The organism is Stutzerimonas stutzeri, from assembly GCF_018138085.1.
Lineage (GTDB): Bacteria > Pseudomonadota > Gammaproteobacteria > Pseudomonadales > Pseudomonadaceae > Stutzerimonas > Stutzerimonas stutzeri_AI.
The window spans coordinates 2551720-2573252 of sequence record NZ_CP073105.1; the positions used below are offsets into that span (position 1 = coordinate 2551720).

17 protein-coding genes are annotated in these 21533 nt (G+C 63.0%); 9 read left to right on the top strand and 8 right to left on the bottom strand.

Features of this window, described 5'->3' with window-relative positions; translation table 11 throughout:
* The 3 genes from KCX70_RS11740 (at window position 1) to KCX70_RS11750 (ending at window position 3291) form a co-directional block, all read left to right on the top strand.
* Complete coding sequence (locus tag KCX70_RS11740) at window positions 1-942, top strand: MerR family transcriptional regulator (RefSeq protein WP_212617646.1); 942 nt, start codon at window positions 1-3, stop codon at window positions 940-942.
* The gene (phrB, locus tag KCX70_RS11745) at window positions 939-2366 is read left to right on the top strand and encodes a deoxyribodipyrimidine photo-lyase (RefSeq protein WP_102850531.1); all 1428 of its coding nucleotides are present in this window, start codon (window positions 939-941) and stop codon (window positions 2364-2366) included. Before KCX70_RS11740 ends, phrB begins: the two co-directional genes overlap by 4 nt.
* Before the next feature lie 163 nt (window positions 2367-2529).
* Window positions 2530-3291 (top strand): SIR2 family NAD-dependent protein deacylase, encoded by a 762-nt coding sequence (locus tag KCX70_RS11750; protein ID WP_212617647.1) that lies wholly within the window; start codon window positions 2530-2532, stop codon window positions 3289-3291.
* 70 nt (window positions 3292-3361) lie between these two features.
* Here KCX70_RS11750 and KCX70_RS11755 read toward each other — a convergent pair whose 3' ends face one another.
* Together KCX70_RS11755 and KCX70_RS11760 are read right to left on the bottom strand one after the other, a co-directional pair.
* Window positions 3362-3673 carry a DMT family transporter gene (locus KCX70_RS11755; protein ID WP_102850529.1) on the bottom strand — a complete coding sequence of 104 codons (312 nt, stop codon included), beginning with the start codon at window positions 3671-3673 and terminating at the stop codon, window positions 3362-3364.
* Window positions 3673-4308 (bottom strand): FMN-dependent NADH-azoreductase, encoded by a 636-nt coding sequence (locus KCX70_RS11760; RefSeq protein WP_212617648.1) that lies wholly within the window; start codon window positions 4306-4308, stop codon window positions 3673-3675. The genes KCX70_RS11755 and KCX70_RS11760 overlap by 1 nt, the downstream gene beginning before the upstream one ends.
* A gap of 115 nt (window positions 4309-4423) precedes the next feature.
* On the opposite strand from KCX70_RS11760, the gene KCX70_RS11765 reads away from it, so the two are divergent.
* The gene (locus tag KCX70_RS11765) at window positions 4424-5308 is read left to right on the top strand and encodes a LysR substrate-binding domain-containing protein (RefSeq protein ID WP_212617649.1); all 885 of its coding nucleotides are present in this window, start codon (window positions 4424-4426) and stop codon (window positions 5306-5308) included.
* A gap of 6 nt (window positions 5309-5314) precedes the next feature.
* Here KCX70_RS11765 and KCX70_RS11770 read toward each other — a convergent pair whose 3' ends face one another.
* Together KCX70_RS11770 and KCX70_RS11775 are read right to left on the bottom strand one after the other, a co-directional pair.
* Window positions 5315-5935, bottom strand: a complete 621-nt coding sequence (locus KCX70_RS11770) for a glutathione S-transferase (protein ID WP_212617650.1) — start codon at window positions 5933-5935, stop codon at window positions 5315-5317.
* An 82-nt stretch (window positions 5936-6017) separates the two neighbouring features.
* Window positions 6018-8033 (bottom strand): DEAD/DEAH box helicase, encoded by a 2016-nt coding sequence (locus tag KCX70_RS11775; protein ID WP_212617651.1) that lies wholly within the window; start codon window positions 8031-8033, stop codon window positions 6018-6020.
* A gap of 214 nt (window positions 8034-8247) precedes the next feature.
* On the opposite strand from KCX70_RS11775, the gene uvsE reads away from it, so the two are divergent.
* On the top strand, window positions 8248-9270 hold the full coding sequence (gene uvsE / locus KCX70_RS11780) for a UV DNA damage repair endonuclease UvsE (RefSeq protein ID WP_102845795.1): 1023 nt from the start codon (window positions 8248-8250) through the stop codon (window positions 9268-9270).
* Between the two features lie 220 nt (window positions 9271-9490).
* Here the strand turns inward: uvsE and KCX70_RS11785 are convergent, their stop codons facing one another.
* Window positions 9491-9709 carry a hypothetical protein gene (locus KCX70_RS11785; protein ID WP_031310751.1) on the bottom strand — a complete coding sequence of 73 codons (219 nt, stop codon included), beginning with the start codon at window positions 9707-9709 and terminating at the stop codon, window positions 9491-9493.
* Between the two features lie 255 nt (window positions 9710-9964).
* Window positions 9965-11101, bottom strand: a complete 1137-nt coding sequence (locus KCX70_RS11790) for an aminotransferase class V-fold PLP-dependent enzyme (protein ID WP_212617652.1) — start codon at window positions 11099-11101, stop codon at window positions 9965-9967.
* A gap of 570 nt (window positions 11102-11671) precedes the next feature.
* Between KCX70_RS11790 and KCX70_RS11795 the strand changes: the two genes are divergently transcribed.
* Both KCX70_RS11795 and KCX70_RS11800 read left to right on the top strand, forming a co-directional pair.
* Window positions 11672-13408, top strand: a complete 1737-nt coding sequence (locus KCX70_RS11795) for a glycoside hydrolase family 5 protein (RefSeq protein ID WP_212617653.1) — start codon at window positions 11672-11674, stop codon at window positions 13406-13408.
* 205 nt (window positions 13409-13613) lie between these two features.
* Window positions 13614-14702 carry an endonuclease/exonuclease/phosphatase family protein gene (locus tag KCX70_RS11800; RefSeq protein ID WP_212617654.1) on the top strand — a complete coding sequence of 363 codons (1089 nt, stop codon included), beginning with the start codon at window positions 13614-13616 and terminating at the stop codon, window positions 14700-14702.
* A 42-nt stretch (window positions 14703-14744) separates the two neighbouring features.
* Here the strand turns inward: KCX70_RS11800 and KCX70_RS11805 are convergent, their stop codons facing one another.
* Window positions 14745-15203 carry a hypothetical protein gene (locus KCX70_RS11805; RefSeq protein ID WP_021206862.1) on the bottom strand — a complete coding sequence of 153 codons (459 nt, stop codon included), beginning with the start codon at window positions 15201-15203 and terminating at the stop codon, window positions 14745-14747.
* 305 nt (window positions 15204-15508) lie between these two features.
* On the opposite strand from KCX70_RS11805, the gene putA reads away from it, so the two are divergent.
* A complete protein-coding gene (putA, locus tag KCX70_RS11810) occupies window positions 15509-19453 on the top strand; it encodes a trifunctional transcriptional regulator/proline dehydrogenase/L-glutamate gamma-semialdehyde dehydrogenase (RefSeq protein WP_212617655.1) in 3945 nt (1314 codons plus the stop codon).
* 662 nt (window positions 19454-20115) lie between these two features.
* Here the strand turns inward: putA and KCX70_RS11815 are convergent.
* The gene (locus tag KCX70_RS11815; protein WP_212617656.1) at window positions 20116-20592 is read right to left on the bottom strand and encodes a GreA/GreB family elongation factor; all 477 of its coding nucleotides are present in this window, start codon (window positions 20590-20592) and stop codon (window positions 20116-20118) included.
* Window positions 20593-20769: 177 nt separating this feature from the next.
* Here KCX70_RS11815 and KCX70_RS11820 point away from each other — a divergent pair, with 177 nt between their 5' ends.
* The gene (locus KCX70_RS11820) at window positions 20770-21198 is read left to right on the top strand and encodes a DUF2141 domain-containing protein (RefSeq protein WP_212617657.1); all 429 of its coding nucleotides are present in this window, start codon (window positions 20770-20772) and stop codon (window positions 21196-21198) included.
* Window positions 21199-21533: the final 335 nt, after the last annotated feature.

Here is a 21533-nt window from a genome sequence, read left to right on the forward strand (position 1 = left end):
ATGGCCCTCACATCCGATGAAGATAACGGCGCGACGGGCCCGGAAGGCTGGTTCCCGATCCGCGAGGTGGCGCGCCTTACGGGTGTCAATCCGGTCACGCTACGGGCTTGGGAACGGCGCTATGGGCTGATCGTGCCGCGCCGCACCCCCAAGGGCCATCGGCTCTATGACAACAGCCATGTGCTTCGCATCCGCGGCATCCTCAACTGGCTCGACCGCGGTGTCGCGGTCAGTCAGGTCAAGCAACTGCTGGACAGCCACCAGATCGTCGACCTGACCGAACACAACCCCTGGCGTGACCTGCATGAACAGATGCTGCAGGCGACCGCTCAGTTGGCCGAGCGGCAGCTCGATGACAGCTTCAACCGGGCATTTTCGCTTTATCCGCCGCGCACGCTCTGCGAGCACCTGCTCCTGCCGTTGCTTGCCAGCCTCGAACAGCGCTGGACCGGGCAATTCGGCGCCGAGCTGGAGCGCGGGCTGTTCAACACCTGGTTGCGGACCAAGCTCGGGAGCCGCCTCTACCACTTCAATCGACAGCACAACGGTGCGCCGCTGCTCTTGATACCACTGGGCGACCGCCGCTTCGAGCCTGGTCTGTGGTTCTGCGCATGGCTGCTTTCCAGTGCGGGCTGGCCGGTCGAGATCATCGAATGGCCCGTTCCACTGGCCGAACTGCCGTTGGCATTGGCACGGCTCAATCCATGCGGGCTGCTGCTCTACGGCAGCCAGTCGATGGACAGTGGCGACCTGAGGCGACAGCTGCCTCGGCTCGTCGACCCGCAGCGGTTGCCCCTGCTGATGGCGGGCCCGACGGCAAGCATTCATCAAGCCGAACTGCGCGACATTGACGGCCTGACCCTGGCGGCCGACGCCCTTGCTGCGCTCGACGCCCTGCAGGCAAATCCCTCGTTCGAGAAACCTCAAGGCCCTATTCGATGAACCAGCTGTACTGGCTACGCACCGACCTGCGAGTCGCCGACAACACGGCACTGACCGCGGCGATGAACGCCGGCCCGACCCTGGCGCTGTATCTGATAACGCCGGAGCAGTGGCGCGCCCACGACGATGCGCCATGCAAGATCGATTTCTGGCTACGCAACCTCGCCGAGCTGTCGACGCGTCTGAGCGAGCTCAACGTTCCATTGCTGATCCGCACCCTGGATGACTGGCGCGAGGTTCCGGCGCTGATGGTCGAGCTGTGTCGGACGCATCGGATCGACGCCCTGCATGCCAACGACGAGTACGGCGTGAACGAGCAGCGCCGGGACCAGGCCGTCGCCGAAGCGCTCCGGCAGGATGCTGTGCCGTTCCATCGCCACCTCGATCAGTTGCTCTTCGCGCCGGGCAGCATCACGACCCTGGCCGGCGAATGCTTCAAGGTGTTCAGCCAGTTTCGCAAGGTCTGCTATTCGCGGCTCAGCCACTCGCTGCCGCGCAGCCTGCCGACGCCCGCGCCACAGCGCTGGCTGGCGATGGAAAGCGATCCCGTACCTACCTCGGTGGAAGGCCTGGCATCACCGGATCAAAGTCTGCAAACCTACTGGCCGGCCGGCGAAGCGGCCGCACACCGGCGCCTGCAGACCTTTGCCGAGAATGTCATGGCGGATTACCAGTCGCTGCGCGATATGCCTGCCGAGCCGGGGACCAGCCAGGTTTCGCCCTATCTGGCGGCCGGCGTACTTTCGCCACGGCAATGCCTGCACGCCGCACTGGTCACCAACCGAGGCGAGCTGGACAGCGGCAATCCCGGCGCGGTCACCTGGATCAACGAGCTGCTCTGGCGCGAGTTCTACAAGCACATTCTCGTCGGCTACCCGCGGGTCTCGATGGGCCGCGCGTTTCGCAGCGAAACCGAGTTCCTGCCCTGGCGCCGGGCACCGGACGACCTGGCGGCGTGGCAGCAAGGCCGCACCGGCTTTCCGATCATCGACGCGGCGATGCGCCAGCTACTGGCCACCGGCTGGATGCACAACCGCCTGCGCATGGTGACGGCAATGTTCTTGAGCAAGAACTTGCTGATCGACTGGCGCGAAGGCGAGCGATGGTTCATGCAGCACCTGATCGACGGGGACCTGGCGGCCAACAATGGCGGCTGGCAATGGAGCGCCTCGACCGGTACCGACTCGGTTCCGTACTTCCGGCTGTTCAACCCCATGAGCCAATCGACCCGGTTCGATCCTGACGGCCGCTTTCTCAGACGCTGGCTACCGGAACTCGCGACGCTGGGCGAACGCGACATCCATAACCCACACAAGCTGAATGGCCTGTTCGCAGACGTCGACTACCCGCTCCCTATCGTCGACCTGCCGATGAGCCGCGAGCGCGCGCTGACCGCATTCAGGCAGCTGGGCGAACAGCGCTGAGCGCAATCTGCGGCAACCCACGACAGGCATCGCCTACCGGCAGCGCCTGTACCGAGCAATCCGTTATTGACGCCGGCGAGCGATGGCATCCGCTGGCGGTGGGTGGTATTGATTGGTGCTGTTCGATCCGTCCAGCCAGCCAGTAACCGCCTCGGAGGCACCGATGACCCCCACGCCACTCGCCGAAACCCTGCGTAGCGCGCAACACGTCGTGGTATTCACCGGTGCGGGCGTTTCGGCGGAAAGCGGTATCCCGACCTTTCGCGACGCGCTGACCGGCCTCTGGGAACGTTTCGATGCGTCTTCACTGGCCACTGCGGAGGCGTTCCGCGCCGATCCCGCGCTGGTCTGGGGCTGGTACGAATGGCGCCGCATGAAAGTGATGCAGGCCAAACCCAACCCCGCACACCTGGCGATCGCCGAACTGGCTCGGCATGTGCCTCGGCTGACGCTGGTGACGCAGAACGTCGACGACCTGCACGAGCGCGCCGGCAGTCGCGAGGTGATCCATCTTCACGGCAGCCTGCACCAACCGCGGTGTTTCGACTGCGGCCAAGCGGGCGACGCCTCGCTCGACGCACCGAACGAACCCGAAGGCGGACGTCGCCTGGCGCCGCCTCGCTGCCTGATATGCGGCGGAGCGCTTCGCCCTGGCGTGGTCTGGTTTGGTGAAAGCCTGCCGGCCGGCGCCTTGACCGCCGCATTCGAGGCGGCCGGACGCTGCGATGTGCTGATCTCCGTCGGCACATCCGGGATGGTCTACCCGGCTGCCGAAGTTCCAGGGCAGGCCTGGCGCGCCGGAGCGACCGTCGTCCACGTCAATCCGCAGCCGGAAGTCACTCACCGCCAGCGCGAATACGCACTGAAAGGACTGGCCGGGGAGCAACTGCCGAAACTGCTCGAGCAGGCCTTCGGGCGTCGGTGAAGCCCTTCGATCGGCCTGGCCGAGCAGCGCCCCGCTGCACTCGGCCGAACGCAACGCCGCGACCGGCGCGCTACCTGAGTCCGGCAATGCCGACGACGATCAGCGCGACCGACATCAGCTTCACCGGCGTCAGTGCCTCGCCCAGCAGCAAGGCCCCCAGCAGTACCGTGCCCAGCGTGCCGATACCGGTCCAGATCGGATAGGCGATGCTCACCGGAAGCTCCCTTAGCGCCAGCGTCAGGCAATAGATCCCCGCGCTCGCGGCGACCACCACCAATGCACTGGGTAGCAGCCGAGTGAAGCCTTCGGCGTATTTCATCGCCATCGCGAAAAGCACCTCGAAGCCGGCCGCCAGCATGAGGAACATCCAGCCGTTGGCCATCAGAAATCCAACGCCAGCTGTGCCAGCCGCTGCCGCGCCGCCTGATAGGAATCTTCGAAGGCCAACCCGCCGAACTCGTCGTTCTCCACCGCGACCACCTCGACATCGGTAATGCCGATCAAGCCGAGCACGGCTCGCAGATGGGTGTCGGCATGGTTGAGGTGCGCATTGATCCCGCCCTGGCCGTAACCGCGATCGCCCCGAGTGGTGATGATCAGGCCGCGCTTGCCCAGGACTCGCGGCTTGTACTGACTGGCCGGGTCTTCAGGCGTGAAGTCGAAGGTACGCCCAATGCGCACGATCTGGTCGATCCAGGCCTTCACGCCGCTGGGTACGCCGAAGTTGTACATGGGCGCCGCAATCACCAGGCGATCCGCATCGAGCAACTCGTCGGCCAGCGCATCGCTGAGCGCCAGGTCCGCGTGCATTGCCGGTGAGCGTTCGGCTGGCGCGCTGAAGGCAGCCGCCACCCAACCCTCGGTGACCGGTGGCAAGACGATACGCCCCACCTCTCGCCGCGAAAGCCTGACCTCGCCTTGCTCGGCTGCCAGCGCCCGCAAAAAATGCTCGAGCAAGCGTCGTGAATGGGAACGTTCACCGCGCGGGCTGCCTTGTACCGCTAGAATTTTTTTCATCTCTCACCTCCTGCGCCGCATCTTGCGGCTGACGCACCTAAAGCTATTGGGCAGAGCCGACGAGGACAAATGAGCAATACTGCAGCGGAATGAACTGAATTCACCTGAGATAGCCATGTTCGCGAATCTTCCGCTCACCGCATTGCGCACCTTTGAATCCGCTGCGCGACTGCAAAGCTTCAAGGCCGCGGCCGAGGAGCTGGCGGTCACTCCCACGGCGGTATCGCATCAGATCAGGACGCTCGAAAATTGGCTGGGAGTGGCGTTGTTTGAACGCCTGGCCCGTGGCGTTCGGCTCACCGAATGCGGCGAGCGGCTGTTCGGCAGTCTGCATGGGGCATTGCTGGACATCGTGCAGAGCGTCGCTCAACTGCGCCCGCAACCCAGTACCGGCAGCCTGACCCTATCCACCACGCCGGTCTTCGCGGCGCTGTGGCTGATCCCGCAACTCGGGCAGTTCTATCAGGCGCATCCGGGGATCAAAGTCCGCGTCGAAACCAGCACCGAGCTGCTCGACCTGCAGCAGGACGCCAGCATCGACCTGGTGATTCGCTACGGTTACGGCAGCCACCCCAGCCTGCACAGCCAGTGCCTGCTCGACGAACGTTTCGGCGTATACGGCGCGCCGGGGCTCCTCGCCGCTCTGGACCCGGCACGACTGACTCTGATTACCGTGCGTTGGCGCAACTCACAGCTTTACGATCGCAGCTGGAAGGCCTGGTGCGAGGCAGCCGGCGAGTCCTGGCTGGAACACGCAGAACTGCGCGAGTACGACGAGGAGCATTACGCGTTGCAGGCCGCCATTGCCGGGCAAGGCTTGGTCCTGGCGAGCAATGTGCTGGTTTCGCAGAGCCTGGCGATGGGGCTGTTGCAGCCATTGCGCCCCGATATAACCGTGCCCGGGGCGAACTACACGGCGCTTTGCGTACCTGGCCGTGAGCGGCATCCGCCGGTCAAGGCCTTCTTCGACTGGCTGAACGAGGCATCGGCCAGTCGCTGAGACCGATCACGTCAGCGGCGTCATCACGGCGCGCTGGTAGGCCGGACGCGCTTGCAGTCGCGCATACCAGGCTTGCAGGTGCGGCAGTACGGGCCGCTCGATGGGCATCTCGAACCAGGCGTAGGCGAAGCAGCCCAGTGGAATATCGCCCATGCCGAAGCGTTCACCCGACAGATACGGCTGCCTGGCCAAGGTCTCATCGGCGATGGCGAGCAGCGTGCCGCAAGCCTCCAGCGCCGATTGTACGGCGGCCATGTCGCGCTGATCCTCGGCGGTGCGCACGATGTTCCAGAACAGCGGCCGGAATGGCGTTGCCAGGGACGACGTGACCCAGTCCATCCATTTGTCCGCGCCGGCACGCTGCCGCGGATCGGCGCCCCACAGCGTGCCAGCGCCATACTGCGCAACCAGGTAGCGAACGATGGCGTTGGATTCCCACAGCACCAGATCGCCATCCTCGAGACAAGGCACCAGACGATTCGGATTCTTGGCCAGGTACTCGGCTTCGCCCACCACACCGAAGGCGCCTCCCGCATCGATACGGGTATAGGGGCCCTCCAGCTCTTCGAGGCACCAGAGCGCCTTTCTCACATTGGTCGAGTTGATTCGCCCCCATAGCTTCAGCATGTCTTCGCCCCTTGTGCGTAGTGGTTCATCGGCAAGCCCACGTTTGCCGCAGCATTATCGGTGTCGCGTCACTGCCTGCCGTTCAACGCGTTTTCTTTCGCGCCGAGAGCAGGCGTGTGGCGCCCTGCGCCTTCTGTGTATACCAGAACACCCGGCTCACGCCGCGGGTAATCGCCACGTAAGCCAGGCGCAAATTTTCATCTGCCATGGCCTGATCGTAGCCATTTCGGAAGAACCCCGAGTAGGCATACAGGGCATTGCGAAGCGGGTGCTTCTCCACCGGCAGGCAATCGTCGACGATGATCGCGACCTCGGCCTGCAACCCCTTGGCCCGGTGAATAGTGCAGGCCTTGACCGGCAATCGCTTGTCCAGCTCAGCCTGAATGGCGCGCAACGGCTCGTTGCGGCGGCTGAGCAACAGCACGGCGTTACGATCCGCATCCGGGCGAGTCGCAACATGCCGACACTGCGTCTCGATTTCGGCGATCAGTGCTGGCAAGCCCGCCTTGACGTCGAAGCGCGTCACCAGCTTCACGCCGTGGTCGCCGGGCTGGGCGGCCTTGGCGGCATTGCTGGTCTTGGCCTGCTTGAACTCGACGCCCTCGAGCACCGCCTCGCCATCGCGAATGATCGGCTCGATGGAGCGATAGTTGGTCTCCAGCATCAGCACCCTGCTCTGCTTCGATGCGCCCTTGCCGGGGAAGTATTTGTCGAAGTCCATGAACAATTCCGGGGAGCTGCCGCGCCAACCGTAGATCGATTGCCAATCATCCCCGATCGCCATCAGGCTCACCGTTTCGCCCTGACGCACGAGTGCGCCGTGCAGGGCTTGCAGCCACTGGACGATCTGCGGCGAGATATCCTGAAACTCGTCGATCAACAGGTGGCTGAACGGCGCCAGCGCGTCCTTGGTGACGTCCGGGCTACCGGCTGCCAGCTGCTCGGTGAGTCGCTGGAAGGCACCGTTGAAGGTCATCAACCCCTGCGCCTGCAGAGTGGCCTGAAAATACCGCCAGAACAGGACCAGCGCCTCGACGAACCATCGCTCGCGCTCCGAACACTCCAGGCGCTGGATCTGCATCTGCTCGATGCGAATGCCGATGCTTTCGATAAAACCCGCCTGCGCGTAGAAGGCTTCGAACAGCGGCACCGATGCGAACTCGCCAGCCAGCTTGAACGCGTCCAGCGGTGCTTTCGGCGCGGTGCGTCTTGCCTGCCCGCAAGCCTCTGGCGCGGGCAGGCTCAACAACTGATGAACCCGCGCCCGAAAGTCCTCCTGCTCGTCGTAGCAGGCCTGGTACGCCTGCTTGAGCAAGCGTTGCTGCGCCGCCCCCAAGCGCGCGGAAGCCAGCGGATTGTCCGGCTCGGAAGGCGAAGCTCCCTTCTGGTCCAACTGCTCGAACCATTGCGGTTTTCCCAGCGACACCTTCGCCAATGCCGCCATCGCCGAATGAAAGGTGCGTACACACCGGCGTGCATGGGCAGGGTCGAAGTCGACGTTCCAGAAGCCCAGCACCCGGACTAATTGATCGCGCAACTCGGCGCAGGAAGCATTGGTGAAGGAAATTACCGTCAGGCGTTCCGGCGGTACGTTCAGATGGCAGAGCATGAACACGACCCGCAGGATCAGCGTAGTGGACTTGCCCGACCCCGCCCCGGCGAATATCCGCGTCACCGGACTGTCGTCGAGGATCATGCGCCACTGTTCATCCGAGGGCGCCCGCACGACTCCGGCCTCGACAGCGCGCCCCACGCGCAGGCGCATGGCCTCGATCTGCTGCGTGTCGACGGTCATCCTTGCCGGGCCGTAAAGCCCGTCGTCAGCGGAAGATTTGGCTTTGCGCGTCTGTGCCCGCGGCTTTGCCGTCGCCTGCCGGCCTTGTGGTGCCTTGGCCGTCTTAACCGTCTTGACCGTCTTGACCGTCTTGACCGACTTTGCCGGTGCCTTGCCGGGCTTGCCGGATGACGGCTTACGGCCATCCGGCCAGCGCCTCAGAATCAGCTCTTCTTCGGACTGTACATAGGCCGAGGTGCGTGGAAAGCAACGGGCCAATGCACTGGATACCAGCAACTTGTAGCGCTTGACGGCAGACAACATGAACAACCAACCAGAGCAACAAAAGTAGACGCGCCATGGTACGAGGTTTTCCCTCGGGACAGGACCCCGGGGCGATGCCCAGCGGCATCGGCGAGCCGGCCGCTCCAGTAAATGGCCGCTCATCCGGGGCCGTCGTTCGTCAGTTGCGCGGCACCCTGCCCCGCTTATGGCCACTAAACAGGACACGTCATGGCGCCACACGCCCAAGGTCCCTATGTACAGAATCGGTTTCGCCTGCCTGTATCGCCACCCCGTCCACAGCGAATCGCTGAAGACGCTGGAAAGCATCGAACGGGCGTTCAACCCGCGTTCGACCACCTTGCGCTGGCTCAACAGCGTGTCGCAGGCGGCCGCGCGGGAAAAGCTGAACGAGATCATCGAGCACAATCTGGCCGCGCAGCTGCGGTTGCTCGACTATGTCGGGACCCTGCCCGAGCCCTTGCGCATGCTGCGTCTGAGCAGTGACCTGCTGCCCTTCTACAGCCATCCGCAAGCAAAGGCCTTTTACGACCAGGCCGAGGTGCGCAGCGTGCTGGAGTCCGGCTTCGCGCAGATCGGGGAGCGTGCCAGGACGCTGGGCATCCGCCTCTCGCTGCACCCGGGGCAATATTGCGTGCTGGGTTCGGACAAGCCGCAGGTCGTGGAAAACAGCCTGGCCGAGTTCGAATACCACGCCGACATGATCCGCATGATGGGCTTCGGTCGGCGCTTTCAGGATTTCAAATGCAACGTGCATATCGCCGGACGGCTGGGCGCCGATGGCATCCGGGCTGTCTGGCCACGCCTTTCAGAGGAAGCGCGCAACTGCATTACCTTCGAGAACGAGGAGAAGACCTACGGCGTCGATGACTGCCTGGGACTCGCCGACCTCGCGCCAGTGGTGCTGGATATCCATCACTGCTGGATCAACGAAGACGACTACATCGACCCCAACGATTCGAGGGTTTCGCGCATCATCGACAGCTGGCGCGGTGTGCGACCCACCATGCACTACTCGCAGCCACCCGAACGCCTGATGGAGCTGGGCTTTTCCGCAGACGACAAATTGGAAATGCCGGCACTGCTGGAGCAGGTCGGCAAGCGCGACCTCTACAGTCATAGCAAGCGCATGTGGAACCGCTGGACCAACCTGTACGCCCGTGAATTCCTCGACCGCTTCGACATCATGTTCGAAGCCAAGGACAAGAACCTGGCGACGCTCGACTACTACCGTGACTACCTCGCTCAAGTTCGGTAAGCCCAAGCTGCCGGCGCCACGGATCCATGACCGAGCCGTTTCGGCGCGGCTTCGGCGGGCGAGCACTGCCGGCCTGGCGTTGTACGTCTTCGTTGGGTGAAGTCTGATGGCGAGGCGCAAGACCGAAGCGGTCGTTACGCAGAATGCTTGATGTTGCGCGTCGGCGATGCCGAGCGTTGATCCTGCGCCGACCGTTGTGGTTAGCGCAGGATAAAAGTGGTCAGGAATTCCTTGGCTGAATGTCGTGCTCCCGGCGTTTGGCCAGCATGTCAGCGGCGATCAGTGCCAGCAATGGCAGTACACCGACCTTGAGGCCCAGCTCCCATGATCCGAGGAACCCAATCAATACCGCTCCTACAACAACGATGGCTGCAATGCAGTGAGCGCAGAAGCGCCATAACTCGAGTGCAACGACCTGAGCTTTCTGGTTGTTGATCATAGTTAGCCCCTCTCTCTTGTTGTAATAAGCTTCGTACAACTTGAGCGTAGTCAGCCTGGCAACTTCTGCAAACACATTTTTGTTTCAGGAATGTGTCTAGCTCGCAGGTTTCAGCGTTATTTTCGCAACAGACACAGCGCCCACGCGGGGTTTGGCCATATAACTCGATGAAACAAGCACTGCAAAAGACAACGGTACTTGCACAGGCCACACGACGAGCGGTCGCAATGGCCGTGGCAATGCACCGATACCGCGTTACTTCGCCACGGTAATTTCATCGAGTGCATCACGCAGCACATCAAGCGTGCGATCGATATTGTTCAGTTTCTCCAGGCCGAACAAACCGATACGGAAGGTCTGGAAATCAGCTGGCTCGTCGCACTGCAGCGGAACGCCGGCGGCGATCTGCAGGCCCTGCGCGGCGAACTTGTGGCCGTTCTTGATCTCCGGATCCTCGGTGTAGCACACCACCACACCGGGCGCCTCGAAGCCTTCGGCCGCTACGCTCTTGAAGCCCCGCTCCGCCAAGAGTGCGCGGACACGCCGACCGATCTCGATCTGCTGACCGCGAACGGTTTCGAATCCACGCGCCTGCGTTTCCAGCATGACGTCACGAAACAGCGCCAACGAGTCGCTGGGCAGCGTCGCGTGGTAGGCGTGTCCGCCCTGCTCATAGGCCTGCATGATCTGCAGCCATTTCTTCAGGTCGCACGCGAAGCTACTGCTCTGGGTGCTTTCCACTCGCTCCCGAGCGGCCTCGCTCAGCATCACCAAGGCGCAACAAGGGGACGCGCTCCAGCCCTTCTGTGGTGCACTGATCAGCACGTCGACACCCGTCGCCTTCATGTCCACCCAGAGCGCGCCGGAGGCGATGCAATCCAGCACGAACAGACCGCCGACCGCATGTACGGCGTCGCCTACCGCCCGCAGATACTCGTCATGCAGGATCATCCCCGATGAGGTCTCGACGTGCGGCGCAAACACCAGATCAGGCTTCTGTTCTGCGATGGCTGCGATCACCTCATCCAGCGGCGCCGGCGTGAATGCCGCTTGCGGCGCCTGCGCCTGCGGCCGCGCCTTGAGAACGGTCGTGCGCGCCGGGATGCCTCCCATCTCGAAGATCTGGCTCCAGCGATAACTGAACCAGCCGTTGCGAAGCACCAGGCAATGGCGGTCATGCGCCAGTTGGCGTGCGACCGCCTCCATACCGAAGGTCCCGCTGCCGGGCACGACGGCTACCGCATCGGCGTTGTAGACCGCCTTGAGCGTTCTGGAGATGTCATTCATCACAGCCTGGAAGGATCGGGACATGTGATTGAGGGAACGATCGGTATAGACGACCGAGTATTCGATCAGCCCATCAGGGTCGACGCGAGGGAAAAGACGCGACATGGCAGGACTCCGCAGCAAGAACCGGTCTTCGACCCTGCACCAAGCCAGGGCGCTTTACAAGCACAACACCGCCTCATCCCCGCCTGTAACCCGCAATCGGTTTCAGCACGTTTTACTCGTGTAACCGCAAGCCGAACCTCGCTCCAGTTACATCCCAAATAAGTTCAACGCCCTGCATGCCATTCGTCGCTTTTTAATATGTTCTGGTTCGTGACCCGATTAACGGTCAATTCAAAAAACTGACGCCATTATCGCCCGCTGGCCTCGCGGTACGGGCCTTTGAGAACAAACCGGTTTTACTGGCCATCGGCCATTTGATATCAAAAAGATGGCCACGATAATGATCGACGTAATATTGGCGGCAGTATTACGTCTTTCTAGATTCAAAAGATAAAAGAAACAAATTATAAATGCGCAAAGAAACGGCTCTTACCCAGCCGTTTCGCCTAGTGGTTCGTTCTATCGGTGGATTCCGCCTGCTTAGCAGCACCGCTTATTGATCAACCTCCCCTGTCGATTCATCGAACGCGCCGAAGACGCGTCACGATGCCCAATGGTCATGGTGAGCCAATGTCCGTTACATCTTTTGCCAACACCCGCAACGGCCTCTTGTCCGCCGTTGCCCTTGCCGCGTTGCTGGGCTGCATCCCCGGCATCGGTGCGGCTCAGGCTGCAACCACCGGCAGCACCAGCACATCGACGATTGCCTATTCGGCGCTGATCAACAAATTCACCAACAGCTATTGGTTGAACGGTTCCTGGCGTGCTTCGGCAGGTGTTTCGGTCGCCGCGACCGCACAGAACAAGGCGGCCTTCGTGCCAGGCGCCTCGGTGCGCACTGCGGACGGGCAGATCCGTACCATCACCTCGGTGAAGCCGGCCAGCGGTGGGCTGACCATTTTCATGAACGGCCCGGTGCTCGACGGCAAGCTCGTCGGTTACCCGAACAGGCTCAGCATAAGCAACGTCGCCAGCTCGACGCCGGTCACGGTGCCAAACACCACTCCGGTTGCACCCCAGCTGTATTCGGCGCTGATCAACAAGTTCACCAACAGTTATTGGTTGAACGGTTCCTGGCGTGCTTCGGCAGGCGTTTCGGTCGCCGCGACCACGCAGAACAAGGCGGCCTTCGTGCCAGGTGCCTCGGTACGCACCGCGGACGGGCAGATCCGCACCATCACCTCGGTGAAGCCGGCCAGTGGTGCGCTGAGCGTGTTCATGAGCGGGCCCGTGCTCGACGGCAATGTGGTTGGCTATCCGAACAAGCTCAGCCTCGCCACTGCCCCGGCAATTCGGCCGGCCGCCCCATCGGGATCGACGGAGGTCACGCTGCCGGCAGCCGGTCCGGTGCAGCTTGTCGGTGTAGCGCTGTCCGGCGCCGCCTTCGGCCCATCGGTGCTGCCCGGCAAACATGGCACCAACTACATCTATCCGGCCGAGTCGTATTACAAGAAGTACGCCGCGCAAGGCCTCAAGCTGGTTCGCCTGCCCTTCCTCTGGGAGCGCATGCAGCCTCGGCTCGACGCCGAGCTCGATGCCGCACAGCTGGCGCTGCTTACCCAGTCGCTCGACTACGCGCAGAAGTACGGTGTGAAGGTCGTGCTGGACATGCACAACTACTATCGCTACTACAAGCAACCGATCGGCTCCGAGACCGTCCCGATTCCGTCGTTCGCCAACGCCTGGAAACGCATCGCGCAGAAGGTTGGCAAGCACCCTGCCCTCAGCGGGTACGGCCTCATGAACGAGCCGAACACCAAGGGGCTTTGGCCCGCAGCGGCCCTGGCCGCCGCCAAGGAAATCCGCAAGGTCGACCAGACGCACTGGATTTACGTGGCGGGTGATCGTTTCTCCAGCGCCTGGCACTGGCCGCAGTCCAATACCCAGCTGATCGCTGATCCCTGGATGCGTGATCCGGCCAACAAGCTGATTTTCGAAGCGCACATGTACCTCGACCGTGATACGTCGGGCCTGTACCAAGACAAGACGGAGACCTTCGCGCCGGACCTGGGCATCAATCGCGCCAAACCCTTTGTCGACTGGCTGAGGGCCAACAAGCTGCGCGGTTTCATCGGCGAGATGGGCGTGCCGAACTATGCCCCCGATGCGATCGTTGCGATGGATAACCTGCTCGGCTATCTGCGAGACAACTGCGTTCCGCTCACCTATTGGGCTGCGGGTCCATGGTGGGGCAACTACATCCTTGCACTCGACGTGACCGGCGGTGCCGAACAGCCCCAGTTGCCGGTACTGAGAAAACACGCGACGGCGCCGAACAGCTGTGCGGCCATTGGCGAACCGATGTAACGTCACCCGCTGCGATCCGAAGAGGCCTGACAGGCACTGCCTGTCAGGCCTTTTTCGTTTCCGCATGCTGCCGTTGCCTGCGCGTGCATATGGCTGGCCGGCGACGAGCGGAACCAAACGGGAGGCAGCGGGACGAATGCCTTGTGCCTGATGACAGGTCGCAACAGCCGGCAGTGTCTCGAGCCGAACACACCGAGGAGTGGGAATGACGAAATGGATCTTGCTGACAGCGACCGGTCTGCTGGTGGTGTTGACCTTGCTGCCGCTCTGGAAAAATCCGGCCTGGTGGGTCCGCGCGCTGGATTTTCCACGCTTGCAGCTGTGTGTGCTGGCCTTCGTGTTGCTGCTGGCCCAGGCGTCGCTACTGTCCTACTCCGAGCCGCTGCAAATCCTGGTTTCCGTACTCGCAGGCGGTTGCCTGGCCTATCAGGCCTGGTGGATCGCCCCCTATACCCGGCTGTGGCCTCGCGAGGTCAAGTCCGCCGACTCGCGCCGCGACAGGCCGCGCATCCGGGTGATGGCGGCCAACGTGCTTACACCGAACCGACAGGCCGACACGCTCAAGGCGCTGGTACGCCAGTACCGTCCCGATGTGCTGGTCACACTTGAAACCGATCGCTGGTGGGAAGCGCAGCTCGAAGAGCTTACCGATGAGTTGCCACACGTGATGCGCTGTCCACTGGACAACCTCTACGGCATGCACGTCTGGTCGCGGCTACCGCTGGAAAACGGCGAAACCTGCTTTCTCGTCGAGGATGACGTGCCCTCGATGCATGCGCGGGTTCGCCTGAACGAGCAGCTGGCGATACGCATGCATTTTCTGCATCCAGCGCCGCCCAGCCCCACCGAGAACGAAGAGTCCACCGAACGCGACACCGAACTGTTACTGGTGGCCAAAAGCGTTCAGGACGACGAGCCCGACACGCCGATCATCGTGACCGGGGACCTCAACGACGTTGCCTGGTCAGCCAATACGCGCCTGTTTCGCAAGGTCAGCGGATTGCTTGATCCGCGTGTGGGTCGTTGCATGGTCAACAGTTTCCATGCGCAGCACTGTTTCCTGCGCTGGCCGCTCGACCATCTCTTCCACAGTCACCACTTCCAGCTGGTGCGCATCCAGCGTTTACCCGCGTTCGGATCGGATCATTTCCCCGTGATGGTCGAGCTTCAGTACGACCCCGCGCCGGAACAGCAAAGCCTGCAACCTGACGCCGCGGACGAGCGCGAGGCGCAACGCAAGATCGATGAAAAGCAGGTCAAGGAAACCGACGTGCCGGAACCGGAAAAGCGCTGAAATCGACCAATCGAATACAGCACGTCGTTATCAGCCGCCGGCTCAGACCTCGTTGACCCGATTGAACTGCATCGCCAGCCGCATCGTTTCGTGCGACTCCAAGGCAAGCAGGTCCGTGGCGAGATCGCGTGCGCCGTCGATTTCGGCTCGACGCGCCAGCGACCGGTATAGATCCATCACCTGGTTATGGATGGTGAACAGCTCGCGTGAGATCTCCTCGAGACTCATGGTCGCGTACGGCTTGGCGCAAGGCTGGCCGCGAATCACCGGATTACGCGCCACATAGTCGTAGATCCAAGTGTGCAGAGCTTTCGGGTCGGCGTGATGCTCAACGCGTTCGATGGTGTTGGCCAGGGCTTTCTCATGATCGGCGAGATAGGCCAGCAACCACTGTGCGCGCTGCTCTTCGTGGCGCAGCGCACTGCGGCCCAGGCACCTGGCCAGTTCTCGATGGGTATCCCGAGTCCAGTCGATGAGGTCCTCGAATCGCTCGATCTTCATATTCCCTCCATAGGGCCGATCGCAACGGAGCCGGATGCGGGCGGCCCTGGGCAAGCTCGGCGTATGAGGCTTACCCGATGGGTCTGTGAATCGCATTACGCGAGCCATGATTCAAGACTAGTCACGACTTGCCCGGTTAGCTGCCGAGGTGCCGCTGAAGCTGTATCAGTGTCTTACCGCCCGCCAGCGCGCGCCGACCACCGCACCGGGAACGTCTACGCTGATAGGAGGCTGTCAATCGTACAAGCCGTACCGCGACGGTACGGCTCCCGCACCCGCACATCACAGATTGAGGGGTAGGCAACATGGCGACCACCACACTCGGCATCAAGCTCGACGAGGCTGCCCGTGATCGACTCGAAGCGGCAGCACGCCGAATCGACCGCACGCCCCAGTGGTTGATAAAACAGGCGCTGCTGCATTACCTCGAGCAACTCGAACGCGGCACTGCCCCGCTCAGCGAGCATCCCTTGCCGCCCGCGGACGCCCTGGAAGCCGAAGTCGAACCCGGCACTCAGCCATTTCTCGAGCTGGCCGAAAGTGTGTTGCCGCAGTCGGTACTACGAGCCGCGATCACCGCCGCTTATCGCCGCCCTGAACAAGAGGCGCTGCCGATGCTCCTGGAGCAGGCACGGCTGTCGCCGGACCAGGCCGAAGGCGCGCATCGGCTGGCGCTGCGCATCGCCGAGAAATTGCGCAACCAGAAAAGCGCCGCGGGACGCCAAGGGCTGGTGCAGGGCCTGCTGCAGGAGTTCTCGCTATCGTCGCAGGAGGGCGTGGCGCTGATGTGCCTGGCCGAAGCCCTGCTGCGGGTGCCGGACAAGGGCACCCGTGATGCGCTGATCCGCGACAAGATCAGTACCGGCAACTGGCAGCCACACCTGGGCAACAGCCGGTCGGTGTTCGTCAACGCGGCTACCTGGGGGTTGATGCTGACCGGCCGGCTGGTGGCCACGCATAACGAATCCAGCCTGTCCTCGTCCCTCAACCGCTTGATCGGCAAAGGCGGCGAGCCACTGATTCGCAAGGGCGTGGACATGGCGATGCGCTTGATGGGCGAACAATTCGTCACCGGCGAAACCATCGACGAAGCCCTGGACAACGCGCAGACGATGGAAGCCAAGGGCTTCCGCTATTCCTACGACATGCTCGGAGAAGCGGCACTGACCGCCAGCGATGCTCGGCGTTACCTGGCGTCTTACGAGCAGGCGATCCACGCCATCGGCAAGGCGTCGCGTGGCCGCGGCATCTACGAGGGGCCGGGCATCTCCATAAAACTGTCGGCGCTGCACCCGCGTTACAGCCGTGCGCAATACGACCGGGTGATGGACGAGCTGTATCCGACGCTGCTGTCCTTGACTCAACTGGCACGACGCTACGACATCGGCATCAACATCGACGCCGAGGAAGCGGACCGTCTGGAGCTGTCACTGGACCTCCTCGAGCGGCTCTGCTTCGAACCCTCGCTGAACGACTGGAACGGCATCGGCTTTGTCATCCAGGCCTATCAGAAGCGGTGCCCGTACGTGGTGGAATTTCTGATCGATCTGGCCAAGCGCAGCCACCATCGGTTGATGATCCGTCTGGTCAAAGGCGCTTACTGGGACAGCGAAATCAAGCTTGCGCAAGTCAACGGGCTGGAAGGCTACCCGGTCTATACCCGCAAGGCTTACACCGACGTGTCCTTCATCGCCTGCGCCCGCAAGCTGCTCGCGGCGCCCGAGGCGATCTATCCGCAGTTCGCCACACACAACGCCCATACCCTTGCCGCCGTGTATCAACTCGCGGGCCCGAACTATTACCCCGGCCAGTACGAGTTCCAGTGCCTGCACGGCATGGGCGAGCCGTTGTACGAACAGGTGGTCGGCAAGGGCGAAGGTCGTCTGGATCGTCCGTGCCGCATCTATGCGCCGGTCGGCAGCCACGAAACCCTGCTGGCTTACCTGGTACGCCGACTGCTGGAAAACGGCGCGAACACCTCGTTCGTCAACCGCATCGCGGACAAGAGCATCTCGCTGGAGGTGCTGGTGGCCGATCCGGTGGCGACCGTCGAGCAGATGCTGGCCACGGAAGGCACGCTGGGCCTGCCGCATCCACGCATCCCATTACCACGCCATCTCTACGGAGAGCGACGACTCAACTCGTGCGGCATCGATCTTTCCAACGAACAACGCCTGGCCTCGCTTTCCTCCGCCCTGCTGGCCGATGCGCACCAGCGCCACGTGGCGACACCCTTGCTCGGCTGCGAGGCCGTCTCGACGGCACCGACCGAACCCCTGCTCAACCCGGCGGACCATCGGGACGTGGTCGGCGAGGTGCAGGAAGCCAGCGAAGGCGACGTCGATAACGCGCTGCGGTGCGCGGTCGACGCGTTCTGTGCCTGGCGTTCGACATCGCCAGCGGCCCGCGCGGCCGCCCTCGAGCAGGCCGCAACGCTGATGGAGCAGCGCATGCAGGCGTTGATCGGCGTGCTGATTCGCGAAGCCGGCAAGTCGTACGTCAATGCGGTTGCCGAAGTCCGCGAAGCGGTGGATTTCTTACGGTTCTACGGCGCCGAAGTGCGCAGCAACTTCGACAACGACAGCCATCAGCCCCTGGGGCCGGTGGTCTGCATCAGTCCCTGGAACTTCCCGCTGGCGATCTTCACCGGCCAGGTCTGCGCAGCGCTGGGTGCCGGTAACACGGTACTGGCCAAGCCCGCCGAGCAAACGCCGCTGATCGCCACCCTGGGTGTGCAGATCCTTCATGAAGCGGGCGTTCCCAGGGGCGCGCTGCAACTGCTGCCCGGCCGGGGCGAGACCGTCGGTGCGCGGCTGGTAGCGGACGAGCGCATCCGCGGGGTGATGTTCACCGGCTCCACGGCGGTGGCCTCGCTGCTCCAGCGCAGCATTGCCGGACGGCTGGACGAACGCGGCCGCAACATTCCGCTGATTGCCGAAACGGGCGGACAGAACGCAATGATCGTCGACTCCTCCGCACTGGCAGAGCAGGTGGTGCTGGACGTGATGAATTCAGCATTCGACAGTGCCGGCCAGCGCTGCTCGGCGTTACGCGTGCTATGCGTGCAGGAAGACGTCGCGCAGCGGGTCATCGACATGCTCATGGGCGCCATGGGCGAAGCACGCATGGGCAATCCGCAGCGGCTGGCCATTGACGTCGGACCCGTCATCGATGCCGAGGCGCGAGATAATATCGAACGGCACCTGCAGGCCATGCGCGACAAAGGGCGTCGGGTCCATCAGCTGGCCCGAATCGACAAACAAGCCTGCTCGAACGGCACTTATGTCACACCGACGCTCATCGAGCTGGAGCGCCTGGACGAGCTGCAACAAGAGGTGTTCGGTCCGGTATTGCACGTGCTGCGCTATCGCCGCACCGAACTGGACCAGTTGCTCGATCAGATCAATGCCGCCGGCTACGGCCTGACCCTCGGCGTCCACACCCGGATCGACGAGACCATCGCCAAGGTCATCGAACGCGCCAAAGTCGGCAACCTCTATGTCAACCGCAACATCGTCGGCGCGGTGGTCGGCGTGCAGCCGTTTGGCGGCGAAGGGCTATCCGGCACCGGACCCAAGGCGGGAGGTCCGCTGTATCTGTATCGCCTGCTGGCCGAGCGTCCGCATGATGCGCTGTTGCGAGCCCTGGATTTCAGTGGCGCACCGGCGTTGCCCGAGGTGCATCGCTCACCGGCGCAGATCGAGGCCGCCAGGCAGTTCCGGCAATGGGCGCAGGACAATGGCCAGAGCGATCTCGTAGCGCTGTGCAATCGCTACGCCGAGCAGTCTCAGGGCGGCACCACGCGGGTATTGAATGGTCCCACTGGCGAGCGCAACAGCTACAGCCTGCTGCCGCGCGAACATGTGTTGTGCCTGGCCGCCGAGGAGCGCGATCTACAGGCCCAGCTTGCCGCCGTGATGGTCGTGGGTAGCGAAGCCATGGTGGCGGAATCAGCGGTCAGCAACGCTGTGCTCGACAAGCTGCCACCCGTCGTGCAGAAGCGGATCACCCGCATCGCGGACTGGACCAGCGACACCGCGCGCTTCGATTTCGTGCTCCATCACGGTAATTCCGACCAGTTGCGTGACGTCAGCCAGCAGCTTGCACGCCGCAGCGGGCCTATCGTCGGCATACAGGGCATGGCGCCTGGCGACATCGATATCCCACTGGAGCGTTTGCTGATCGAGCGCGCACTTAGCATCAACACCGCGGCAGCCGGGGGCAACGCGAGCCTGATGACCATTGGCTGAGGCCCGACGAGGCGGACCTCGCATAAAAAAAATAAAGCAGTGCACGCCGCCCATTGTAGGAGCCGCGACCCGCGCCGAACGGGCCGGCTCGGCGTCTGAAAAAGCTTCGCCCCGAGGTCGGGCCTCCCACAAGAAATAAAGCGGTGCACGCCGCCGCTATTGTGGGAGCCGCGACCCGCGGCGAACGGGCCGGCTCGGCGCCGGAAAAACTTCGGCCCGGGGGCGGGCCTCCCACAAAAAATAAAAAGCAGTGCACCCCGTCGCCTTTGTGGGAGCCGCGACCCGCGGCGAACGGCGCCGGCTCGGCGTCTGAAAAAGCTTCGCCCCGAGGTCGGGCCTCCCACAAAAACAAAGCGGTGCACGCCGCCCATTGTAGGAGCCGCGACCCGCGGCGAACGGACCGGCTCGGTGCCGAAAAAGCTTCGCCCCGAGGTCGGGCCTCCCACAAAAAAATAAAGCAGTGCACGCCGCTGCTATTGTGGGAGGTGCGCCCCGCGGCGAACGGCCCCGGCTCGGTGCCGGAAAAACTCCGCCCCGAGGTCGGGCCTCCCACAAAAATAAAAAGCAGTGCACCCCGTCGCCTTTGTGGGAGCCGCGACCCGCGGCGAAAGCGGACTTCCAGGCTTCCCGCGAAGCCAGCCCTCACCTCGGGCGGAGGGCTATCAACAGATCGTCAGCACGCAGTATGGCTGCGGTCGGCCCTCTACCCGCAGCTCGCCCTCGTCGCCTTCCCGGCAGCCAAGCAAGGCCCGCCCCAGCGGCGCGTGCGGTGAGATGACCAGCACCTCGGTTTGCCCCATCGTCACGCTCAATCCAGCGGCGTCCGGCCCCAGGAACACCCAGCGGCAACTGTCCCCCAGTTCGAGCGAAACCAGGGCAACCAGGCGAATCGGCTCATTTGTCAGGTCGCGCACCGGCAGATTGCGATAACTCGCCAGTGCCGCCTCGATTTCCGCGACCCGCCGGCGCTGGCCATCGGCCAGATATGCTGCCTCTAGCCCGCGCGTGTCGTATTTGTTCTCTGCCTTGCTCTCGGCATGGGTAGCCGCTTCGTGAGAAGCCCTGAGTGCGTCCTTGGCGATCCTCAGGTCGGCTTGCAGCTTGTCGATGATCAGCGTCTGCAGGTGGATCTTGTCCATGTGGGCTCGGATACGAAAAGGCCGGCCGGCTAGCATCGCATTGCCAACTGCAGAGAACCATCCTCGGCGTTCGTCGCTGGGCTAGCCGTTCGGCTGCAACAACGCCAATATGGCGTGCCGGAGCCGCTGCGCGATCGCTCCAGCCCAATGATTCAGTTGCCCTACCGGAGCTTATCGATGACGTTACGTTCGCTATTTTTGCTGTTCGCCGTTTCGGCCAGCGGGGCGGCCTTTGCTAACGGGCAGTCGCTGACGATCAGGCTCAACGGCGTCCAGCACGACCATGGAGCTGTCCGGGTCGCGCTGTTTTCCGATCCGCAGACCTTCCGCAAGGTAGACAAGGCCTTCGCCACGCGTGAGGTACCCGCCGCAGCGGGAACCATCACGCTGGTGTTCGATGACGTACCCGCCGGCCAATACGCTGTCATGGCCTACCACGACGAAAACGGCAACGGTGAGCTGGATCGCCGCTTCGGCATGTTTCCCACCGAAGGCTATGGCCTGTCCAACAACCCCAAGATAATGGGGCCACCAGCGTTCGAGGACAGCGAATTTACGGTTAGCGGTACTGCGCCGACCAACGTGGAAATCGACATTCGCTACTAGTGGTATCGCCCCCGGCCGATTGCTGGCGCGATGGCGAGGAATTCACGGCTTATCCCCTGCCGATCCATGTTCACCGGAGCGTACAGCGAACCAGATCATCCCCTTGCAGGGGCCGCAACAGCGCCGTAGAGGGCGATCGGCGGGCGGCCGATGGTCGGGAGGCCAATGAACCGAAGCCGGCAAGACGCTGTCCAGACAGAAGCGTCCGGATCAGCCAAACAAGCGATTTGTCGGCCAGGCGGGATAAATTTTTTGCAAAAAGGGGAAATTTGCCGCAGGCGACGGAGCGAGACGCTGCTTATACTGACCACCCTTCCCAATCTGGAGCCATACCC